Here is an 18,926-nt window from a genome sequence, read left to right as displayed (position 1 = left end):
GTGAAACCGGCGCACCCTGCCTGATCGGGGCCGGCCTCCATGAGGGAGGCCGGCCCTGACGCGTTCAGGTGGTGCGCAGCCGGGCCTCGTACACCGCGCGGGCGCGCTCGTGCAGCTCACGGTGCGCCGCCCGCTGCGCGCCGGACGCGAACTTGCCGTCCGACGTGAGCAGCTCGTCCAGCAGGTCCAGCCAGCGCAGGCACCATGCGACGTCTTCCCGCCTGGCCACGGGGCCGCCGACGTAGACGGGGCTCGTGTGCGCGTACACGCCCTGGGGATGGAGAGAGCGCGGATGCGGCCGGCCGCCCGCCACGGCGACCACGTACGTCGGCTCGCGCACCCTGAGCTCGGCCGTGAGTTCCCCCGGGCCGCCCTCCGCGAGGATCCCGTCGGCGGTCCTGATCTGCAGCCACTCCGCCTCGGGGCCGACGGCGCGCGCCGTGATCACGACGGTGTCGCCCTCGGCCGCCCGCACCGTGTCGCCCGGCCCGCCGCCGCCGACGTCGAGCTCCAGCCAGGGGGCGGTGGTGGCGAACGTACGGCCGTGCCGTACGGCTCGCGCGAAGGAGCGCGCGGTCAGCGGTCCTTCGACGCGGGCGAACACCCGCTCCCAGCCCGGTGGGCTCGACGCGGTGCCGCGCCGCGTGATCGACAGGACCGCGTCGGTGCCCGCGGTCACCGCGAGCCTGTTGCCCGCCCCGATGAGCCGGCGGTAGACCACGGCGGTGGCCTGGACGGAGGAGTGGTTCAGCACGTCCAGGCCGTCGATCAGGCCCAGCGCGGCGTCCACCACGATCTCCCTCGCCGAGCAGTTACGGCCCGCGGCGACGGCTCGCTCGGGCGGGTCGGTGTCGCTCAGGTCGGTGTGGAACGGATGGCCGTAACCGGTGATCCCGCCGAGTTCGCGCAGCTCCATCAGGGGTGTGCTGTTGGGGTGGCGGTCGGTGCCGTGGCCGAAACCGCTGTGGAAGTGCGTCGGCGTGCCGGTGAGGCCGAAGGCGGTGACGTGTCCGAGCAGGTCGTTGCGGTATTCGACGCCGACCCGGGCGACGTGGCGTCCGTCCGACCACGGCAGGTCCCGGCCTGCCCACTCTTCCAGCAGTTCCTTGTCGTAGACGCGCTCGCCCGCCACGTTGCCCGCGACCAGGTTCAGGACGTGCAGGTCCTCGCCGAGCTGGGCGGCGGCGGCGCGGTCGGGGGTGGCCGGGGCGTCGCCCATCCAGTTGAGGTGGACGTGCAGGTCGCCCCCGTACCAGCCGCGGGCGGCCGCGTCGTAGATCCGTTCGGGTGTCAGCTCGACCGTTTTCACCTCTCCGGGCGCGGGCGTGATCTCCACGGACGCCGTGCCGTACTCCATGCCGCGCGTCACCGACACCGTGAGACGCTCGGCCGGCACGACGAGCTCCACGTCGTCGCCGTGGAAGTACGGCCGCAGGTGCGCGTCGAGCGCGCGGACGGCGCCGGCCGGATACCATCCCTGCCCGTCCGCGCCGGTGACGCTCCACCGGCACGGGAACCCCGCGCGCAGGCGCAGCCGGGCGGCGGGCGCCCGCCGGGTGAGCGCGGAGAGGTCGATCGGCTTCTCGGCGATCACCGTGCTGGCGCTCGTGATCTCCACCAGCCTCGCGCCGCCCGCCGGGACCTCGTGGTCGACCCCGTCGACCGTGACGGTCACCGGCTCGGCCAGCGAGGAGTCCAGCAGCAGCGTCGTCTTGAGCGGTGTGCCGTCCAGCACGGCCAGGGTCCTGGCCGCCAGCCGGCTGCCGCCGGGGGTGAGGCGGAGCGCCGCCAGATTGTCCGGGACGTCGCCGCCCAGCGCGTCCCGCACCACGCGGTCCAGGTCGAGCTCGCCCATCCGCGCGTCCATGTCCCGGCGTGCGCCGCCGAGCTGGCGGAAACAGGCGGCCCAGTAGTCATGGCCGTTCATGAGGTAGGCGCTCGTGCCGACCTCTCCCACGTACGGGATCAGCTCCTCACCCCAGGTGACGCCATGCCGCTCCAGCAGACGGCGGTACTCCTCCACCGGTTCCTCCTGCCGCGCGCGGCTCACGCCTGGCCTGGCCGCCACGTGCCCTGGGCCACCTGCGGCACGAACCCGTCGAGACCGGTCATCGGGAAGCGCACCGTCTGGCCCGTCTCGGCCGACAGGTACGCGGCCATCATCAGCTCGGTCACCTCGACCCCGTGCTTCAGGCTCTCCCGGGGTTGCCGCCCGGCCAGGAAGTCCCCGGTCACCACCCGGTTCTCCGTCGTGTAGCCGTACGTCATGGCCTCGTCGGACACGACCGGCAGCAGCCCCTGCTCCGCGCCCTGCTTCTCGACCAGGTCCTCGCCCTCGGGGGAGCGGATCTCCCTGCTGAGGAACAGCTGCGCCTCCGTGCTCAGCGTGCTGGCGCTCATCGAGTACTCCGGCCCGAGCAGCTCGAACGTCAGCCGCAGCCCCGGCCCGACGTAGCTCCACGACGTGGTGGCCTCGATGACCGCCTCGTCGCCGTCGCCGTTGCGGAACGTGATGGTCGCGTGGGCGTAGTCCTCGGCCGGCCGCCGGGTGTAGTCGACGGCGTCGCCGAACCGCTCGGCCAGCTGCGCGGCGTGCCGCTTGCGCGACCACTTCAGCGAGGCGATCTGCGCGCTCACCGCCACCGGGGTGAGCCAGTCCGACTGGTTCGCGCCGGGCGGCGTCAGCAGGTAGCGCCCGGCCTCGATCGAGTGGCACATCATGTCGCTGAGCACGCCGCCGCCCTGCCGCGTGCCGTCCCAGAACCAGGCGGCGTGCGGGCCGCTGTGCTCCTCGGCGCAGCGGGCCAGGTACGGCGACCCGGCCGACGCGGCGCCCCGGGCCCAGACCAGCTCGTGGCCGCGGGTGACGGCGGGTGCGTACACCTGGTTCTCCAGGTACGCGTGCCGCAGCTCCGCGCGCTCGACCACCTCCAGCAGCCGGCGGGCCTCGGCGAGGGTGCGGCCGAGCGGCTTCTCGACGGCGACGCCCATGAGCGAGGCGCGCCCGGACATGACCTCCTCGGCGATCATCTCGATGACGGCCAGCCGCGCGTGGTTGGGCGCCACCACCCAGACGGCGTCGACCCGCGGGTCGCGGACCAGCTCACGCAGGTCGGTGTAGGCGCGCGCGTCACCGACCCGCAGCTCGCGGCAGCGGTCGGCCAGCGCCTGCGCGCTCTCGGCCCGCGGGCTCTGGACGGCGACGACGTCGGCGTCGCGGACGCCGGTCCACGAGGTGACGTGGAAGTTCGCCATGAATCCGGCGCCGACGATGCCGACGCCGAGCCGTTCGCTGTTCTCCATCGTTTCTCCAGGCCCCTAACTCCGAAGGCGTCGCTGCCGCCCGTAGAGCGACAGCAGGACGAGCAGGACGACGCCGTTGACGATGGTGCGCCAGGCGCCGCCGATGTCCAGCGTGGTGAGCAGACCCTGCAGGACGGTCAGCACGATCGCGCCGACCGCGGTGCCGGCGTAGCCGCCGATGCCGCCGGCCAGCAGCGTCCCGCCGATGACGACGGCCGCCACGGACGGCAGCATGTACTGGTCGGCGAGGTCGAGGAAGACCGACTCGGTGTAGCCGAGCAGCAGGATGCCGGCCAGCCCGGCGAACGTCGCGGACAGCACGTACGCCAGGATCAGCGTGCGGCCGGCCCGGACGCCGGTCAGCTCGGCGGCGGCGCGGTTGGCGCCGACGGCGTACAGGTTCCAGCCGAACGTGGTGCGGCGCAGCAGCCAGACGGCGAGCAGGCCGAGCAGCAGCCACAGGAACAGCAGCCCCGGCAGGTCGAACACGATCCGGCCGTTGACCAGCGACGTCAGCGCCGGTGCCGCCCGGCCGCTGGCCTGGCCGCCGGTGTAGGCGAGGATCAGCCCCTGCACCACGCCGATCATGCCGAGCGTCATGACGAACGGCGGGATCCGCAGCAGGGTGACGCCCAGCCCGTTCACCAGCCCGATCGCGGCGGCGACCAGCAGCGCCAGGGCGACGGCAGGCACGATGTTCGCGTCGTCGCCCGCCATCACCCGCGACCCGATGATGGCCGCGAACGTCGCCACCTTGCCCACCGACAGGTCGACGCCGCCGCCGCCCGCGATGATCACGATGGTCTGGCCGATCGCGATGACGCTGAGGAACGCCGCCACCCGCATGAGGTTGACCAGCTGGCCGTACCCGGCGAACCCGGGCGAGACGAGCTCGCCGGCGATCACCAGGACGACGGCGACCGCGCCGGCCAGCGCCACCGGCCCCGGCCGCCAGGCGAGGGCGCGACGCGGCGCCTCCACGGTCGGTGCGCTCATGCCGCCGGCCTCCTCTTCTGCAACGCCGGGATGCCGGCCAGGGCCAGCGCCAGGATGATCACGGCGCCGTTGACCAGCTGCCGGTACGTCGTCGGCACGTCGGCGAAGAACACGATGTTCGTGACCAGCGCGAGCACGATGGCACCGAGCATCGACCCGCCCGCGCCGCCGCGCCCGCCCGCCAGCGACGTCCCGCCGATCACCACCGCGGCCACCGACGCGAGCGTCAGCTCGTTGCCCACGAACGGGTCGCCGGACCCGGTGTTGGCCAGGACCGCCAGCGCCGCCAGCGCCGCGAACAGCCCGCCCAGAACGTACGCCGAGACCCGCGTCCTGGCGACCGGCACCAGCGAGGCGTAGGCGGCCTCGGGGTCACCGCCGACGGCGTAGACGTGCCGCAGCACGCGGTGCCGGCGCAGCGCCCACCACAGCAGCGCGAGCCCGAGGATCGCCAGCAGCGCGACCGGCAGCCCCAGCACGGCGGCACGGTAGGCCGTCGTCACTTCGAGCGGCACCGAGCCGCCCGGCGTCGGCAGCACCACCAGCGCCAGCCCCGAGAACACGAAGCTGGTCGCGAACGTCGCGACGATCGGCTGCAGCCGTACGAGTGCGACCACCAGCCCGTTCAGCGCGCCGCAGACCAGCCCGACGCCCAGGGCGGCGGCCACGGCCTGCGGGAGCCGGTCGAGCTGGCCGTCGACGACCCGGACGGCGACGACGCTCGCCAGCGTGACCTGCGCGCCGAGCGAGAGGTCGATGCCGCCGCTCAACACGACGATCGTCTGCCCGACGGCGATCGCGACCAGCGGCACGAACGTCGCGAAGTTCGACGTCAGCGCGTAACCGCTCCAGAAGTTCGGCTGCAACGCCGAGTTGACGATCACGGCGACGACCAACATCCCCACCGTCGCCGCCCCCGACAACTGCACCGCGGGCAACCGCACCCCGCGTAACGAGAACGTCCCGCTCACAGCACTCCTCCCACGGCGCCCCTCGGCCCGCGGCCCGTGCGACCACCGGCCGCTCGCCTACCGGCCGGCCCGTCGGCCGGTCGGGCTCCGGGCGGCCGGTCACCGCGCGGGCGGTGGCCGGGTGGCCGGGTCGAGAGGCTCACAGGGTTTCTCCCGGGGCGAGGCGCAGCGCGCTGGACACCAGCCGGTTCTCGGTGATCGACGCCGCGGTCAGCTCTTCCGCGACGGCGCCCTCGAACAGCACCAGCACGCGGTCGCTCAGTTCGGTCAGCTCGCGGTTGTCGCTGGAGTTGAGGATGACGACGGCCCCTTCGGCGGCGAGGCCGCGGACGATCGCGTAGATCTCCTCCTTCGCGGCGACGTCGACGCCCTTGGCGGGGTCGTCGAGCAGGACGACCCGCGGCTGGTCGAGCAGCCACTTGCCGATGACGACCTTCTGCTGGTTGCCGCCCGACAGCGTGGCCACCGGGTCGTTCAGCGAGCCGATCTTGATGCTCAGCCGCTCGACCATCGACCGGGCGGCGCGCCGCTCGGCCGCAGCGCTGAGCGCGAGCTTCAGCCGGGCCCTGCGGCGCATGCTGGCCAGCGAGAGGTTCTCCTGGATCGGCCGGGACGCGAACATGCCCTGCCGCGCCCGGTCCCCGGGCACCAGGGCGACCCCCGCGCGGGCGGCCCTGGCCGGCGAGGTCAGCGGCAGCGCCTTGCCGTCCAGCAGCGCGTCGCCGGCCGTGATCCGGGCGGCGCCGAACAGCGCGAGCAGCAGCTCGGACTGGCCCTGACCCTGCAGCCCGCCCAGCCCCAGCACCTCACCGGCGCGGACGGTGAAGCTGACGTCGCGCAGCCGGTCGGTGGTGAGCCCACGCACCACCAGAGCCACCGCCCCCGACTCCGCCGTACGGCCGGAAACCGGTGCTTCCACGTGGCGGGACGCCCCTTGCGGTGCGTCCGGCGTTTCCACCGGTGTCTGGGCGGGGGCGGCGACCATGAGCTGGACCAGGGCGTCTTCGGTGGTGGAGGACAGGTCGACGGTGGCGACGGTGCGGCCGTTGCGCAGGACGGTGGCGCGGTCGCAGAGGGCGAACACCTCGTCCAGCCGGTGGGAGGTGAACACCACCAGCACGCCCGCCGCGCGTAACTCCCTGACCACCTCGAACAGCACCTCGACCTGCTCCTTGTGCAGGGACGCGGTGGCCTCGTCCAGCACGAGGACGCGGGGCTCGCGGGCCAGCGCCTTGGCGACCTCGACGATCTGCTGTTCGCCGGGGCCGAGGGAGGCGGCCGGGCGGTCCAGCGGCAGGCGGCCGGAGAACGCGGCGGCGAACCGTTCCAGAGCCGTGGCGGCGCGGACGCGGGCGGCGCGGTGGTCGAGGAAGCCGAGGCGGCGCGCCGGCTCCAGCCCGAGCACCACGTTCTGCGTCACCGTCAGGTCGCCGACGACGCTCAGCTGCTGGTAGACGGCGGCGATGCCGAGCGCGTGCGCGTCGCGCGGGCCGCCGATGCGCGCCTCGGCGCCGTCGATCCGGATCTCGCCGGAGTCCGGGACGACGGTGCCGGCCAGTGTCTTGTCCAGGGTGCTCTTGCCGGAGCCGTTCGGGCCGAGCAGGGCGTGCACCTCGCCGCGCACGGCGGTGAGGCTCGCCCCGTCGAGCGCCTGGACGCCGCCGTACCGTTTGCGGACGCCGGTCATCTCCAGCAGCGCGCTCATTGGAAGAAGGCCGCGGCCTCGTCGCGGGTCAGCGAGCCGTCCAGGCTGTAGGCGTCGCTCTCGCCGCTGACCCTGCCCCAGTGCTCCTCGAAGTTGCCCTCGTCCACGGTGTAGGGGATCGGGACGTGGACGGTGTTGCCGCTCATGCGTCCGGAGGCGAACTGCCGGCCGTCGAGCACGTTGACGGCCATGTGCAGCGCGGAGACGGCGCCGCCGGGCGGGTTGACCACGCCGACGCTCTCGAAGCCGTCGGCGCGGGCCCCGTTCCACAGCCGCATGAAGCCGACCCGGGCCTCGCCGGAGATCTTGATCTGGTCCAGCCGGCCGGCCGCCTGCACGGCGCGGAACACGCCCTGCGCCATGCCGTCCTGCGTCCAGACGCCGTCGACGTCGGGATAGGTGGCCAGCAGGTTCGTCATGACCTGCTGCCCGGTGGCCTGGTCCCAGTTGCCGTCGGCGACGCTGAGCACGTTGACGCCCGCGTCGGTGAAGACCTTCTGGGCGGCCTCCCAGCGCATCTCGTTGGCCGGGTGGCCGGCGATGCCGTTGACGACCACGATGTCGCCGCCCCTGCCGACCTGCTCGGCCAGCCACTCGGCGGAGATGCGGGCCCACTCGGCCTGGTCGATGACGACGTTCGTGACGTCCTGGGAGGTGACCGCCTGGTCGATGGCGAACACCTCGATGCCCTGCTGGGACGCCTCGCGGAAGACGGCGTCGAGCGCGGTCTCGGAGTTGGGGTTCACGATGATCGCGTCGACGTCGCGGTTGATGAGGTTGCGGATCTGCTGGATCTGGCCGTTGACGTCGGTGTCGGCGCTCTCGACGACCAGCTCGTCCACGACGCCCTCGTTCTTGTACTCGGCGAACGCCGCCTGCACGCCCTCGACCATCTGGGTGCGCCACTCGCTGCCGACGAAGCCGTTGCTCAGCCCGATGGTGAACGGCCTGGAGGCGTCCTCGCCGCCGCCACCCCCGCCGGCACCGCCGTCGCCCGAGCTGCAGGCTGCCAGGAGCACCGCCATGGCGCCGGCCGCGGCACCCGCTCGCCACCTTCGACTCGGTCTCGGCATCGGGACCACACCCTTTCTCGGCGAACTTTTCATCCAGCGCGAGCAATAAGTGGCCCAATGGTGCCCCACGGCCGGGGGTGCCGTCTACCGTTGGCGGCGACCTTTCGACGCCCTTTTCTGGGCCGTTCCGGCTTTCCCGCCGGGGCGAGCGGTCGCGTCAGGGGGTGGCCTGGACGTAGGCGAAGTCGCTCACCAGGCGCGCGGCCAGCTCGGCGGCGCCGACGATCGCGGCGTCGTCACCCAGCGCGGACGCGGCCATCCGCGGCACGTGCGGGATCCGGCCGACCAGCCGGTCGCGCAGGCCGGGCGTGATGAGGTCGGCCGCGCCGCCCATCTCGCCGCCGACGAGGACCAACTCCGGGTCCAGCACCGTGCACAGGCTGGCGACGGCCAGCGCGACGTGGTCGAGCGTCTCCTCCAGCAGCGCCCGCGCCTCGGCGCTGCCGTTCCTGACCAGGTCGAACACGTCGGCGGCGGTGAGCGGCCGGTCGGTCGGCGCGGCGATGCCGCGCTCGCGGGCCTGCCGGGTCAGCCCGGCCGAGCCGACGCGGCTCTCCAGGTCGCCGAAGCCGGGGAAGAACCGGGTCAGCGACGAGCGCTCCATCAGCATGTAGCCGATCTCGCCGGCCGCCGCGCGCGAGCCGCGGTGCAGCCGGCCGCCGGTGACGATGCCGACGCCGATGCCGGTGCCCAGCACGACGGCGACCAGGTCCTGCACGCCCTGGCCGGCGCCCCGGCGGTGCTCGCCGACGGCCAGCAGGTTGGCGTCGTTCTCCACCACGACGGGCAGGCCGGTGCGGTCGTGCAGCAGCGAGCCGACCGGCACCTCGCGCCAGTCGAGCGCCGGCGCCCACGTCACGCGGCCCTCGGCGCCGTCGACGACGCCGGGGACGGCGACCCCGACGGCCTGGCTGGGCTGGCCCCGCTCGGCCGCGGCGGCGCCCAGCTCGGTGACGACGGAGAGCGCCTCCTCCAGGCGGATGGTCGCGCGGTCGGCGGCGTGCAGCACGCCGGGGACCATCGGGGGGCGCACGCGGTGCACGATGGTGCCGTCGAAGTCGACCAGCGCGCCCTCGGTGCGGGTGGCGCCCACGTGGACGACCGACACGAGGTGCGCCCTGCCGCTGTAGCGCAGCAGGATCGACGGCCGCCCGCCGGTGGACGGCTGGTGCCCGTCGGTCACGACCAGGCCCTTGCGCAGCAGCTGGCCGGCCAGCCGGTTCACGGTCGCGGCGCTGAGGCCCGTACGGGCGCCGATCTCCTGCCGCGACAGCGGCCCGTGCCGGCGCAGCACGTCGAGGATCACGGTCTGGTTCACCCGCGAGACGGTGCCGGCGTTGGCCGTCGATGAGGTCGGACCGGACATTGCTGCTCCCTGAAGTTTTCTATCAGGCTGATACTGTACTCGTCGCAGCCCCCTCGAACCGGATCCCGCTGAAGACTGGAGAGGCAGCCCGTGGTGATGCCAGGAACCGACCGTACCGGCCTGGCCGGACCGCTGCGCCGGGCGTTGGCCGAGGCCGGCTGGCTGCCGTCGGGCGACGCCGGCACGGCCGGCGGCGAGGCGGGCGCGGCGGGCGCGGCCGAGCCGGTGGTGGGGGTCGACCTGGGCGGGACGAAGCTGCACGCCGTGCTCTACGATCCCGCCGGGCACCGGCTGCTGGATCGCGTCGAACGTACGGATCCGCGCGGCGGCACGGCCGTGACCAGCCAGATCGCCCGGATGGTGGCGTCGCTGACGGCGGATGCGGTCGGTGGGAAGCGGTCGCCGCGGGTGGCCGTCGGCTGTCCCGGGGCTCCCGATCCGGCCAGCGGCGCGGTCGGGCACGCGCCCAACATCCCGGGCTGGGACCGGATGGACGTGCTCGCCGACCTCGAGAGCCGCCTCGGCGCCCGGCCCCTGGTGCACAACGACGCCAACCTGGCCGCCTGGGGTGAGCACGTCTGGCGGCCGGGCGGGGGTGACCTCGCGTTCGTCGCGGTCGGTACGGGGATCGGGCTCGGCCTGGTGCTCGACGGCCGGATGTACGCGGGCAGCCGCGGGCTGGCCGGCGAGGTGGCCGACCTGCCGTTCGGCGCGGACCCGTTCGACCCGGCCAACCTCGTGCACGGGCCGCTGGAGCAGCAGGTCAGCGGGCGTGGCGTCGAGCGTCGCTACCACGAGCTGGCCGGTCTGCGGCGTCCGGCGCCGGAGGTGTTCGCGGCCGCGGCGGGCGGCGACGGGGCGGCGGCGCAGGTGCTGGACGAGCTGGGCCGGATGCTGGCGCTGGCGCTGCGTGCGGTGCGGGCGGTCGTGGATCCGGCGACGTTCGTGCTGGGCGGGGGGATCGGGTCGCGGCCGGAGACGCTGGCCGCCACCCGGCGCTGGCTGAGCGTCACCGAGGGGAAGTCGCTGCAGGTCAGGGCAAGTACGTTCGGGCCTCGGGCGGCGGTCGCCGGAGCGCTCGCCGCCGCCGTCGCGGGCTGACTCATCGGAAAGTTTTTTATCACCACGATGAAAAAGTCTGGCGTCCAAAGGTTCCGATGACGATCGGTCCCAGGTACGTTCACAGAGATCAGTGATCTGTTACGGCGTTTCGCGTCGCCGTGAGCGGATCTCTCGTTCGGCATGCCCTCGACCCCGAAGGAGGGGCCATGGCCAGGACGGTGACAGGACGATCGGTGACGGCGGGAACGCTGGCGCTGGTGGCCGCACTGCTCGGAACGACATTGACTCCACCCGCCGCCGCGGGCACGTCAGGTGCCTCATCGCGCGCGGGTGGAGCGGCGGATGCCTGTCCGGGTGGGTGGTCCACCGAGGCGACGGTCTGGTTCGGGCCGCCGCGTATCGACACCGGCATTCCCAACCCCGGGCGGGACGACGGGTGCACGCTGCTCGACGTCGTCTGGCAGGAGGAGCCGTTCGCCACCCATGGTGAGTTCGTCTCCACCGTCGCCCGGGCCACGCGCGAGTTCCGCGACCTCGGCCTGCTCGACGAGCGCGAGGCGGCCACCATCCGATCGGCCGCGGCCCGCTCGGACGTCGGCGGCCCGGCCGACGACTCGGTGCCGAACACCTGCACCGACCGCGTGGCGCTGACGTTCGACGACGGCCCTTCCTTCTACCGCTCCCAGACCCTGGCGATCCTGCGTGAGAAGCAGGTCACCGCGACGTTCTTCGACGTGGGCATGCGCATCGACGCCAACCCGCGGCTTCCGGCGTTCGAGCGGCGCGAGGGGCACCTCGTGCTCAACCACACCTACGAGCACCCCAACCTCAACCAGGTCACCGTGCCGAGGCTCCAGACCGAGATGCGCACCACGGAGGAGGCACTGGACCGCGCCGGCGTCGAACGGCCGTTCGTCGGCATGCGGCCGCCGTTCCTCGCCGCGAACACCCAGGTCAGGGCCGAGCTGGAGCGGCTGGGGTTCACGGTCGTCAGCGGCGACATCGACGCGGCGGACTGGCTGCCGGACCGGCCGGCCGAGCAGTTACGGGCCGACGTGGCCGCGGGCATCGCCGACGGCCGGCGGAACATCTTCCTGCACGACGGCCCCATCGACACCGTCGCCGGGCCGGAGCTGATGGAGGCGCTGCCGCTGATCATCGACGACATCCGGTCGGCCGGGCTGTGCTTCGGCACGTTCGACAGCACCGGCGCGATCGTCGCCGACCGGTACGTCTCCAGTGGAGAGCCCATCCCGTCGGTCGTCAACGCGGTGCCGTATCTGCCGCTGCTGTTCGGCGGCGGTAACCCGCCGGAGCCGTACAGGATCATCACCCCGACGCCGATCACCCCGGCCGCGACGACCGCCGCCCCGGCCGCGCACGCCGCGAGCGCCGTGACAGCGGCGAACGCCGCGTTCACGACGGAAAGCCCCGTTTCCGGGAGCCCAGCAACCCTCGCCACGAACGCCGTCTCAGACGCCTGCCCGAACGGGTGGTCACCCGAGGAGACGGTCTGGTTCGGGCCGCCGCGTGTCGACACCGGCATTCCCAACCCGCAGGGCCCCGACGGCTGCACCCTGCTGGACCGGGTCTGGGAGCGGGAGCCGTTCGCCACCCATGGCGCCTTCGTGTCCGCCGCCCGCGCCGCCGCCGACACGTTCGCCGCGGCCGGGCTGCTCAACGGCAAGGACCGGGACCGCGTCGTCGCGGCCGCCGCCCGCACCCACGTCGGCGGCCCGCGCGACACGTCCGTCCCGAACACCTGTGACCGCCGGCTGGCCATCCAGTTCGACGACGGCCCGTCGCACTACCGCACCGAGACGCTCCGGATCCTCCGCGACAAGCAGGTGACCGGCGTCTTCATGGACACCGGCACCAGGGTCGAGGCGAACCCGCAGTTCGCCAGGTTCCAGCTGGCCGAGGGGCACGAACTGCTCAACCACACCCACAGCCACGCGAACCTCAGCCAGGTGCTGGCCGCTGAAGGCCCCGACGGCGTCCGCCGGGAGATCCTGGCCGCTGAGGCCGCGTTCGCCGCCGCGGGGGCGCCGATCTCGTTCAAGGGCATCCGCCCGCCGTTCGGCGCCGCGAACGCACAGGTCCTGCGGATCATCGCGGACATGGGCTACACCGCCTACATGACCCGCATCGGCACCGACGACTGGGTGCCGGAGCGCACAGCGCGGCAGATCAGCGACGCGCTCGTCGCGCAGCTGCACCCCGGCGCGATCATCTCGCTGCACGACGGCCCGTACGACACCCCGGCCGGCCCCGGCACGAACGGAGCGCTGGCGTTGCTCATCGACGCCGCCCGCGAGCTCGGCTACTGCTTCGGCACCGTGGACCGCCACGGCGACGTGGTGGCGGACCGCCTGATCCCGGCGAATCAGCCGATCCCGGTGGTCGAGAACCCGGTCCCGTACGCGCCGCTGGTCTTCCCGGGCGAGCCGCCGGAGCCGTACGTGATCCTCGACTGAGGGACGCCGGCCCCCGGACGCCGAGGGGCCGTGAGGCGACCGACCGCGTCAGCACGTCGTCGGCCGGCTGAACCGTAACTCCCGGCTCATGCGTTCGACGCGGCGCCGCGGGTTTTGTCGGCGCGGGCTGTTATCCATGGCTCGACACGTTGATCCACGGACACGGGAGCCCCATGACCACGGTCACCTTCAGGGACGAGAGCGCCACGGGCAGGCCGCTCGACGAGTTCACGCTGCCCGGGTTACCCGAGCGCATCTCGGCGCGGGAGCTCGTGCGGCTGCGGGTGCGGGAGGAGGTCGCGCGGTACAACGCCGCGCCGGCCGCGCGGTTCCGTGGGCTGGTGCGGCCTCTCGACGCGGAGGCGGAGCTGAACGGCTACCGCATGAAGGCCGTGCGGCGGATCGACTGGGAACGGCAGGCCGACCTGGCCGAGGCGGCGTTCCGGCGCAACGGCTTCCTGCTGCTGGTGGGCGACCGGCAGATCGGCGACCTGTCGGAGACGATCGACCTCACCGTCGATCCCGTCGTGTCGTTCGTCAAGCTCGTGCCGCTGGTCGGAGGGTGACGATGGGCGTCATCGAGAATTTCCCTGAGACGTACGACAGCCCCGTCCACAAGCTAGGCGTTCCTGCTGGCCGCCGACACCGGCATCACCGACCCGTCGATCACCCGGCAGCTCGTGTGACCCGGGCTCACTCGGCGGAGGCGCCCTCGGGCGCGGGGGTGGCCGGCTGCTCGCGCTTCGGGGCGATGTAGAGGGAGGGCGGGGCGGTGCTGATGACGGCGCGTTCGAAGTCGATGGCGGCGCTCCCCGTCGGCTGGACGCTGAAGAGCTGGCCCATCGACTGGGCGCTGGTCGCCAGCGTGCCGCCCGCGACCGCGAGGAACCCGTACAGGAACTGGGTCTTCTTGGCGATCATCGCGTTGGTCAGCATGGTCAGGCGCTGCAGCAGCACCTCGCCGGGCGCCCGCAGGTGGGGCGTCATCCTCATCGCCTGGCAGGCCACGACGTAGCCGACCACGGTCGCGGCCAGCACGCCGATCTCCATCCAGTAGACGGCGTAGGCGTCGCGCACCTGGTCGACCTGGCCCTCCATGGTGTAGCAGAGGCCGCTGAGCTTCTGCAGATCGCCGGAGAAGACCGACGCGGCGTCGAGGAACGCCTCCCGGTCGTCGGCGATCCAGCCGGACCGCGACAGGAAGACGGCGTTGCCGATGAGCCCGGGATACTCCACCTCCAGGGCCTTGGCCAGGGAGTTCCAGTTCGACTTGGCCTCGCCCATGCCCTGGACGTTCGCGAGCGCGGTCGTCGCGATGGTCAGGCCGACCATGATGCCGGGGGCCGACCTGGCGGCCATCTTGAGCTCGTCGAGGGCGGCCTTGGCGTGAAGCATGGCGTACGGCATCGGGTCATGTCCTCCTGTCGCCGGTCACTGGTAGACGACGGTGCTGGCGTCCTCGGCGGCCCGCCAGTTCTTCTTGACGGTCTCCAGGGCGTCGATCCACTTCTCGATGGTGTCGATCGCCTCGGTGGCGTGGGCGCGCACGTCGTCGCGGATCCCGTCGTACTTGCCGATCAGGACGACGCCCAGGGTGCCGAACCCCGGAAAGGGGACGTCAGTGCTGTCCACGGAGGTCTTGAGCCGTTCGAGGCCCGGGATGACGTACTCGCGGAGGTTGCGCTGGATGTCGGCGATGGTCTTGGAAGTGACGTGAATGTCCTGGCCCATGGCCCCTCCCCTTAGCCACCCGATGGCGAGCGGTGAAATTGATGTTTAACGTGAGATGAGGGTATCTCGTATATTTTCCGAGTCTAGAGTGAATGTTGAGGTGGATGATGTTGCTCGATCCCGGCTCCATCGGCCCGGACGACCTTGAACGCGTGGGCCGGGAGGCCGAGCAGACGCTGGCCCGGCTCGCGGACGTCCAGGAACGGCTCGCCGCCATCCGGGGCAGCGGCACGGCTGCCGACGGCCACGTCGTGGTGAGCGCCGACAGCTCGGGCCGCATCGACAAGATCCAGCTGAACCCCCGCGCGATGCGTCTGGCCAGCCAGGACCTGGCCGACGAGCTGCTGCGCGCGGTCAACGCCGCCCAGGACGACTGCGCGCGCCAGGCACGCGAGCTGCTGGCGGGCGCGGGAGTGGGCGAGGTCGTGGACGAGGCCGCCTTCGCCGCGATGGAACGCCGGCTGGAGGAGGCCCACACCTCGTTCGTCAAGGAGATGGAGAGGTACGGGCGGAGCTAGGAACGCGGGCGTGGCCTGCGGATGGCCAGGCCGGTGACGGCGGCGAGGGTGATCAGGAGGCCGGTGGCGAGCAGCACCCGGCCGTCGGGTCCCGCGGCGCCGCCGGCTCCCGTGGCGGCGCCGCCCGAGGGGGTTTCGGCGTCCTCGGTGCCCGTGTCCTCGGTGTCCTCGGTGTTCTGGGTGTCCTCAGGCTCCGGGGTCTCCGTGGCGTCGGTGTCCTCTGTGTCTTCCGTGTCTTCCGTGTCCTCGGTCTCCGGCGTCTCGGTGTCCGAGGCGTCCGGGGTCGGGGTGGTGCTGGGGGAACCATCGGCGCCGACGACGGTGAGCGGATACTCCGTCAGGGACTCCGTGTCCTTGATCTCGCACTCGATCAGCCGCTCCTGAGGGCTCGTGCCGAAGTTGACGGAGGCCGCGTGCACCGTGCCGGAATCCGGCGTGCCCGGTGTCGTCAGCAGGTCCACCGTCGTCTGCGGGAGCGGGATGGGCTCTCCGGCGGCGATCGTGCCGAGCGGGGCGACACCGGTGGCCGAGGTCAGGCCCTCGATGCCGCTGATTCCGGCATAGGCGTACATGGTGATCTCGCCCTCCAAGCCCGTGTCAGGGGCGATCAGCTCGGCGCCCGGGACGTAGGCGCCCTGCCAGCCGATCGTCATCTGCTCGTCCACGGGGGCCTGCTCGGGCACGGTGAGCTCGACGTCGATGCTGACATCCTGCGTCTCTCCGGTGGCGGTGATGGTGCACTCGTACGCCACGACACTGACGGCCCCGTGAGCCGCCGGAGCGGCGGCGCACAGAAAGATCGCGGCGGTGGCGAGGGGGAGGATGCGCACTGAGGCTCCTTGGGCTGGTGTGGCGCAAGACAAGACGGCGATCCGGGACAATCGGTTTGCATCCAGCTAAATGTCTACGAGGGGCGTCCATGAGTACAGGCGTTCGGCTCATCCGCAACGATCGGCTGGCCCCGGTGGAGTACGCGTACGCGGCCGCCACGGACGCGCCGCTGCGGTCGATCTGGGTCGCGGGCGCGTGCCCCCTGGACGCCTCCGGCAGGACCGTTGCCGTGGGCGACTACGCCGGTCAGACCGAGCAGGTGATGCGCAACCTCGTCACCGCGCTCGAAGGCGCCGGAGCCGCGCTGACCGACGTCGTCAAGACCACCGTGTACGTCGTCTCCGCCCGCCAGGCCGACCTGGTGGCCGCCTGGGAGGTCTACCGCGCCCACATGGGCGCCCACGACGTGCCGAGCACGCTGCTCGGCGTCACCGTCCTCGGATACACCGATCAGCTCGTCGAGGTCGAGGCGGTCGCGGTGCTCCCCGGCGAGCGCTGACCCGCGGCGCAGCCTGCGGGCAGCACGGACGGCCTGTCCGACCAGCGGAGTTCGCAGGCGGCGGTGACCGTTGGGTGCCGGTCGCGCAGCGGCTGCCCGGCCTCCAGCGTGCCGGCCACCGCTTCCAGCATCGCGACGTACGAGGGCCACCCCATGGGGCCGTCGTTGCGCGGGGGCTCACCCGGCGCGGCCTCGCCCACCAGCGCCGTACGGGGATCGACGGACAACTCCCGGCCGCTGCCGTCCTCGCCGATCGTCAGCGTGACGCGGGCGTCGGCATCGCCCGCCGGCACGGCCTCCTGGCAGGCGCCCCAGTGCCGCTGCTGGAGTGCGTCCAGGCTCAGCAGTCCGTACGCGTCCGGCAGCGGGAACCACGGGTCGCCGCCGTCGTGGCGCAGAAAGGACACGTACAGGTCGTCGGGCATGCGCCCCGGGCCGGGGCCGCCGAGGAAGTCGCACGACCCGTACGTGACGGAGGGCAGCGCGCACCCCGTGAGGAGCCCCGCCATGAGGACGGTGCCGGGCCGACGTAAGCCGATCATGAACGGCACCCTAGGGCATGCCTCCAGCGCGGACACCGGCGATCGCGGCGGTCCCTTCCGTCTGGGCCGGGTCGGGCGGTCCCTCCCGGGCGATGGCGGAGGGCCCGCTTCGGTGTGATGGGTTGATCGCGGTGGTTCCTGCAGGTGGGACGGGTTGGTCGCGGCGGTTCTTCCCGGTCCAGGGGTCGAGGCCGAACTAGGGTGCCGGTATGTCGTTCATCGTCACCACGGGCGCCACCGGGCGGCTCGGCTCGCGGGTGGCCGCGCGGCTCGCCGACGCCGGCGTCGAACAGCGGCTCGTCTCCCGCCACGCCGACCGCGCCGCCCCGCTGGAGGGCGCCACGTCGGTCAGCGCCGACTACGGCGACCCTGCGGCTGTGCGGCGGGCGCTCGACGGGGCTTCGACCGTGCTGTTCGTGTCGGCGAAGGAGGGGCCCGAACGGTTCGACCGGCGCCGCGCGTTCGTGGACGCGGCCCGCGACGCCGGGGTGACGCACCTGGTCTACGTCTCCTTCTACGGCGCCGCGCCGGACGCCACGTTCACGCTGGCGCGCGACCACTGGGCGACCGAGCAGTACATCCGTGACAGCGGCATCCCCTTCACGTTCCTGCGCGACAACCTGTACGCCGACTTCCTGCCCTACCTGGCGGGCGACGACGGTGTCATCCGCGGACCGGCCGGGCAGGGCCGGGTCTCCGTCGTGGCCCAGGACGACATCGCGGAGGCGGCCGCCGCCGTCCTGCTGCGGCCGGAGGAGCACGAGGGTGCGACGTACGACCTCACCGGGCCGCGCGCGGTGACGCTGGAGGAGGTCGCGACCGTGCTGACCCGGGCGACAGGGACCGTCTTCTCCTACCACGAGGAGACGGTCGAGGAGGCGTACGCGTCCCGAAGCGCCCTCGGCGCCCCCGCCTGGCAGGTGGAGGCGTGGGTGTCGACGTACCTGGCGATCGCGGCGGGGGAGCTCGAAGAGGTGGGCGACGGCGTCCCCGCCCTCACCGGCCACCCCGCCACGGGCCTGGAGGAGCTGTTCCCGCGCCGTACCGGCTAGACGGCGAACACCTGCGAGTCGTCCGCGAACGCCTTGAACTCCAGCGCGTTGCCCGCCGGGTCGAGCAGGAACATCGTCCACTGCTCACCGGGCTGCCCCTCGAACCTCAGGTACGGCTCGATGACGAAGGCTGTGCCGGCCTCGCGGAACCGGTCCGCCAGCTGGTGAAACTCGGGAATTGTCAGGATCAGGCCGAAATGCGGGACGGGCACGTCGTGGCCGTCCACCGGGTTGTGCACCCGCTCGGCCCGCGCGGGCGCCAGGTGGGTGACGAACTGGTGCCCGTGCAGGTTCCAGTCGATCCACCTGTCGGAGCTGCGGCCCTGGGCGCAGCCGATCAGCTCGCCGTAGAAGTGGCGCGCGGCGTCCAGATCGTCGACGGGGACGGCAAGGTGGAAGCGGGGGAGCGGCGACTCGGTCATGAGGGGGTCCTTCCCGATTATCCGAACAGGGGCACGGAACCCGCCAGAGGGTCCCAGATGAGTGTGCTCTCCTCATCCATGGATGAACCCCGCCCTCGGGCTCGGGTCGTAGAGTGACGGATCATGCCTCTGAGCGCGGATGCCGAGCTGGAACAGTCCACGGTGGTGGCCAACAACCAGATGAACCGTGAGCGGCGCCTGCGCGGATACGGTCGCGAGCTCGGCCTCGACATCCTGGGCGTGCTGCGGGCGGCGGCCACCCGGCCGGTTCGCTGGCTCGACCTGTGCTGCGGGGCGGCGTACGCCCTGGGCGAGGCGGCGAGCGTGCTGGGCGACGAGGCCGAGCTCGTCGGCGTGGACCTGGTCGACTTCTTCGCC

General features: G+C 72.6%; 19 protein-coding genes. 7 read left to right on the top strand and 12 right to left on the bottom strand.

Annotation, left to right across the window (positions count from 1 at the left end; genetic code table 11):
* Positions 1-64: 64 nt before the first annotated feature.
* The 7 genes from E1286_RS15780 to E1286_RS15750 all read right to left on the bottom strand — a co-directional run bounded on the left by E1286_RS15780 (position 65) and on the right by E1286_RS15750 (position 9,414).
* Positions 65-2,023 (bottom strand): CehA/McbA family metallohydrolase, encoded by a 1,959-nt coding sequence (locus E1286_RS15780; RefSeq protein WP_246074890.1) that lies wholly within the window; start codon positions 2,021-2,023, stop codon positions 65-67.
* A 23-nt stretch (positions 2,024-2,046) separates the two neighbouring features.
* Positions 2,047-3,303: a Gfo/Idh/MocA family protein gene (locus E1286_RS15775; RefSeq protein ID WP_132613135.1), complete on the bottom strand. Its 1,257-nt coding sequence runs from the start codon at positions 3,301-3,303 to the stop codon at positions 2,047-2,049.
* A gap of 15 nt (positions 3,304-3,318) precedes the next feature.
* Entirely contained in the window at positions 3,319-4,299 is a 981-nt protein-coding gene (locus tag E1286_RS15770; RefSeq protein ID WP_132613133.1) for an ABC transporter permease, read from the bottom strand.
* Positions 4,296-5,270 carry an ABC transporter permease gene (locus E1286_RS15765; RefSeq protein ID WP_246074889.1) on the bottom strand — a complete coding sequence of 325 codons (975 nt, stop codon included), beginning with the start codon at positions 5,268-5,270 and terminating at the stop codon, positions 4,296-4,298. Before E1286_RS15765 ends, E1286_RS15770 begins: the two co-directional genes overlap by 4 nt.
* A 139-nt stretch (positions 5,271-5,409) precedes the next feature.
* Positions 5,410-6,975, bottom strand: a complete 1,566-nt coding sequence (locus E1286_RS15760; protein ID WP_246074888.1) for a sugar ABC transporter ATP-binding protein — start codon at positions 6,973-6,975, stop codon at positions 5,410-5,412.
* Positions 6,972-8,000 carry an ABC transporter substrate-binding protein gene (locus E1286_RS15755; RefSeq protein ID WP_246074887.1) on the bottom strand — a complete coding sequence of 343 codons (1,029 nt, stop codon included), beginning with the start codon at positions 7,998-8,000 and terminating at the stop codon, positions 6,972-6,974. The genes E1286_RS15760 and E1286_RS15755 overlap by 4 nt, the downstream gene beginning before the upstream one ends.
* 205 nt (positions 8,001-8,205) lie before the next feature.
* A complete protein-coding gene (locus E1286_RS15750; RefSeq protein WP_132613129.1) occupies positions 8,206-9,414 on the bottom strand; it encodes an ROK family transcriptional regulator in 1,209 nt (402 codons plus the stop codon).
* Positions 9,415-9,510: 96 nt separating this feature from the next.
* Between E1286_RS15750 and E1286_RS15745 the strand changes: the two genes are divergently transcribed.
* From E1286_RS15745 to E1286_RS15735, 3 genes are all read left to right on the top strand, one after another.
* Entirely contained in the window at positions 9,511-10,515 is a 1,005-nt protein-coding gene (locus tag E1286_RS15745; protein ID WP_132613127.1) for an ROK family protein, read from the top strand.
* Positions 10,516-10,682: 167 nt separating this feature from the next.
* Positions 10,683-12,953: a polysaccharide deacetylase family protein gene (locus tag E1286_RS15740; RefSeq protein ID WP_132613125.1), complete on the top strand. Its 2,271-nt coding sequence runs from the start codon at positions 10,683-10,685 to the stop codon at positions 12,951-12,953.
* Between the two features lie 173 nt (positions 12,954-13,126).
* On the top strand, positions 13,127-13,519 hold the full coding sequence (locus E1286_RS15735; RefSeq protein ID WP_132613123.1) for a hypothetical protein: 393 nt from the start codon (positions 13,127-13,129) through the stop codon (positions 13,517-13,519).
* A gap of 127 nt (positions 13,520-13,646) precedes the next feature.
* On the opposite strand, the gene E1286_RS15730 is transcribed toward E1286_RS15735, so the two are convergent.
* A complete protein-coding gene (locus tag E1286_RS15730) occupies positions 13,647-14,360 on the bottom strand; it encodes a hypothetical protein (RefSeq protein ID WP_132613121.1) in 714 nt (237 codons plus the stop codon).
* A 24-nt stretch (positions 14,361-14,384) separates the two neighbouring features.
* Positions 14,385-14,684 carry a hypothetical protein gene (locus tag E1286_RS15725; protein ID WP_132613119.1) on the bottom strand — a complete coding sequence of 100 codons (300 nt, stop codon included), beginning with the start codon at positions 14,682-14,684 and terminating at the stop codon, positions 14,385-14,387.
* Between the two features lie 104 nt (positions 14,685-14,788).
* On the opposite strand from E1286_RS15725, the gene E1286_RS15720 reads away from it, so the two are divergent.
* Positions 14,789-15,202 (top strand): YbaB/EbfC family nucleoid-associated protein, encoded by a 414-nt coding sequence (locus E1286_RS15720; RefSeq protein WP_223189993.1) that lies wholly within the window; start codon positions 14,789-14,791, stop codon positions 15,200-15,202.
* Here E1286_RS15720 and E1286_RS15715 read toward each other — a convergent pair.
* Positions 15,199-16,032, bottom strand: coding sequence for a hypothetical protein (locus tag E1286_RS15715; protein WP_132613115.1), 834 nt, complete (start codon positions 16,030-16,032; stop codon positions 15,199-15,201). The genes E1286_RS15720 and E1286_RS15715 overlap by 4 nt on opposite strands.
* A gap of 89 nt (positions 16,033-16,121) precedes the next feature.
* On the opposite strand from E1286_RS15715, the gene E1286_RS15710 reads away from it, so the two are divergent.
* Positions 16,122-16,532, top strand: a complete 411-nt coding sequence (locus E1286_RS15710; RefSeq protein WP_132613113.1) for a RidA family protein — start codon at positions 16,122-16,124, stop codon at positions 16,530-16,532.
* Here E1286_RS15710 and E1286_RS15705 read toward each other — a convergent pair.
* Positions 16,484-17,074: an SMI1/KNR4 family protein gene (locus E1286_RS15705; protein WP_132613111.1), complete on the bottom strand. Its 591-nt coding sequence runs from the start codon at positions 17,072-17,074 to the stop codon at positions 16,484-16,486. The two genes, E1286_RS15710 and E1286_RS15705, sit on opposite strands and share 49 nt — an antisense overlap.
* A 209-nt stretch (positions 17,075-17,283) precedes the next feature.
* Here E1286_RS15705 and E1286_RS15700 point away from each other — a divergent pair, with 209 nt between their 5' ends.
* Complete coding sequence (locus tag E1286_RS15700) at positions 17,284-18,126, top strand: SDR family oxidoreductase (RefSeq protein WP_132613109.1); 843 nt, start codon at positions 17,284-17,286, stop codon at positions 18,124-18,126.
* On the opposite strand, the gene E1286_RS15695 is transcribed toward E1286_RS15700, so the two are convergent.
* Positions 18,123-18,548 carry a VOC family protein gene (locus E1286_RS15695; RefSeq protein ID WP_132613107.1) on the bottom strand — a complete coding sequence of 142 codons (426 nt, stop codon included), beginning with the start codon at positions 18,546-18,548 and terminating at the stop codon, positions 18,123-18,125. The genes E1286_RS15700 and E1286_RS15695 overlap by 4 nt on opposite strands.
* A 123-nt stretch (positions 18,549-18,671) precedes the next feature.
* Here E1286_RS15695 and E1286_RS15690 point away from each other — a divergent pair.
* A partial coding sequence (locus E1286_RS15690; protein WP_425464759.1) for a hypothetical protein occupies positions 18,672-18,926 on the top strand: 255 nt, incomplete at its 3' end.

The organism is Nonomuraea terrae (genome assembly GCF_004348995.1).
GTDB classification, from domain to species: Bacteria; Actinomycetota; Actinomycetes; order Streptosporangiales; family Streptosporangiaceae; genus Nonomuraea; species Nonomuraea terrae.
Note: the sequence above shows the minus strand (reverse complement) of the source record. Positions and strands in the feature narration are given on the sequence as shown.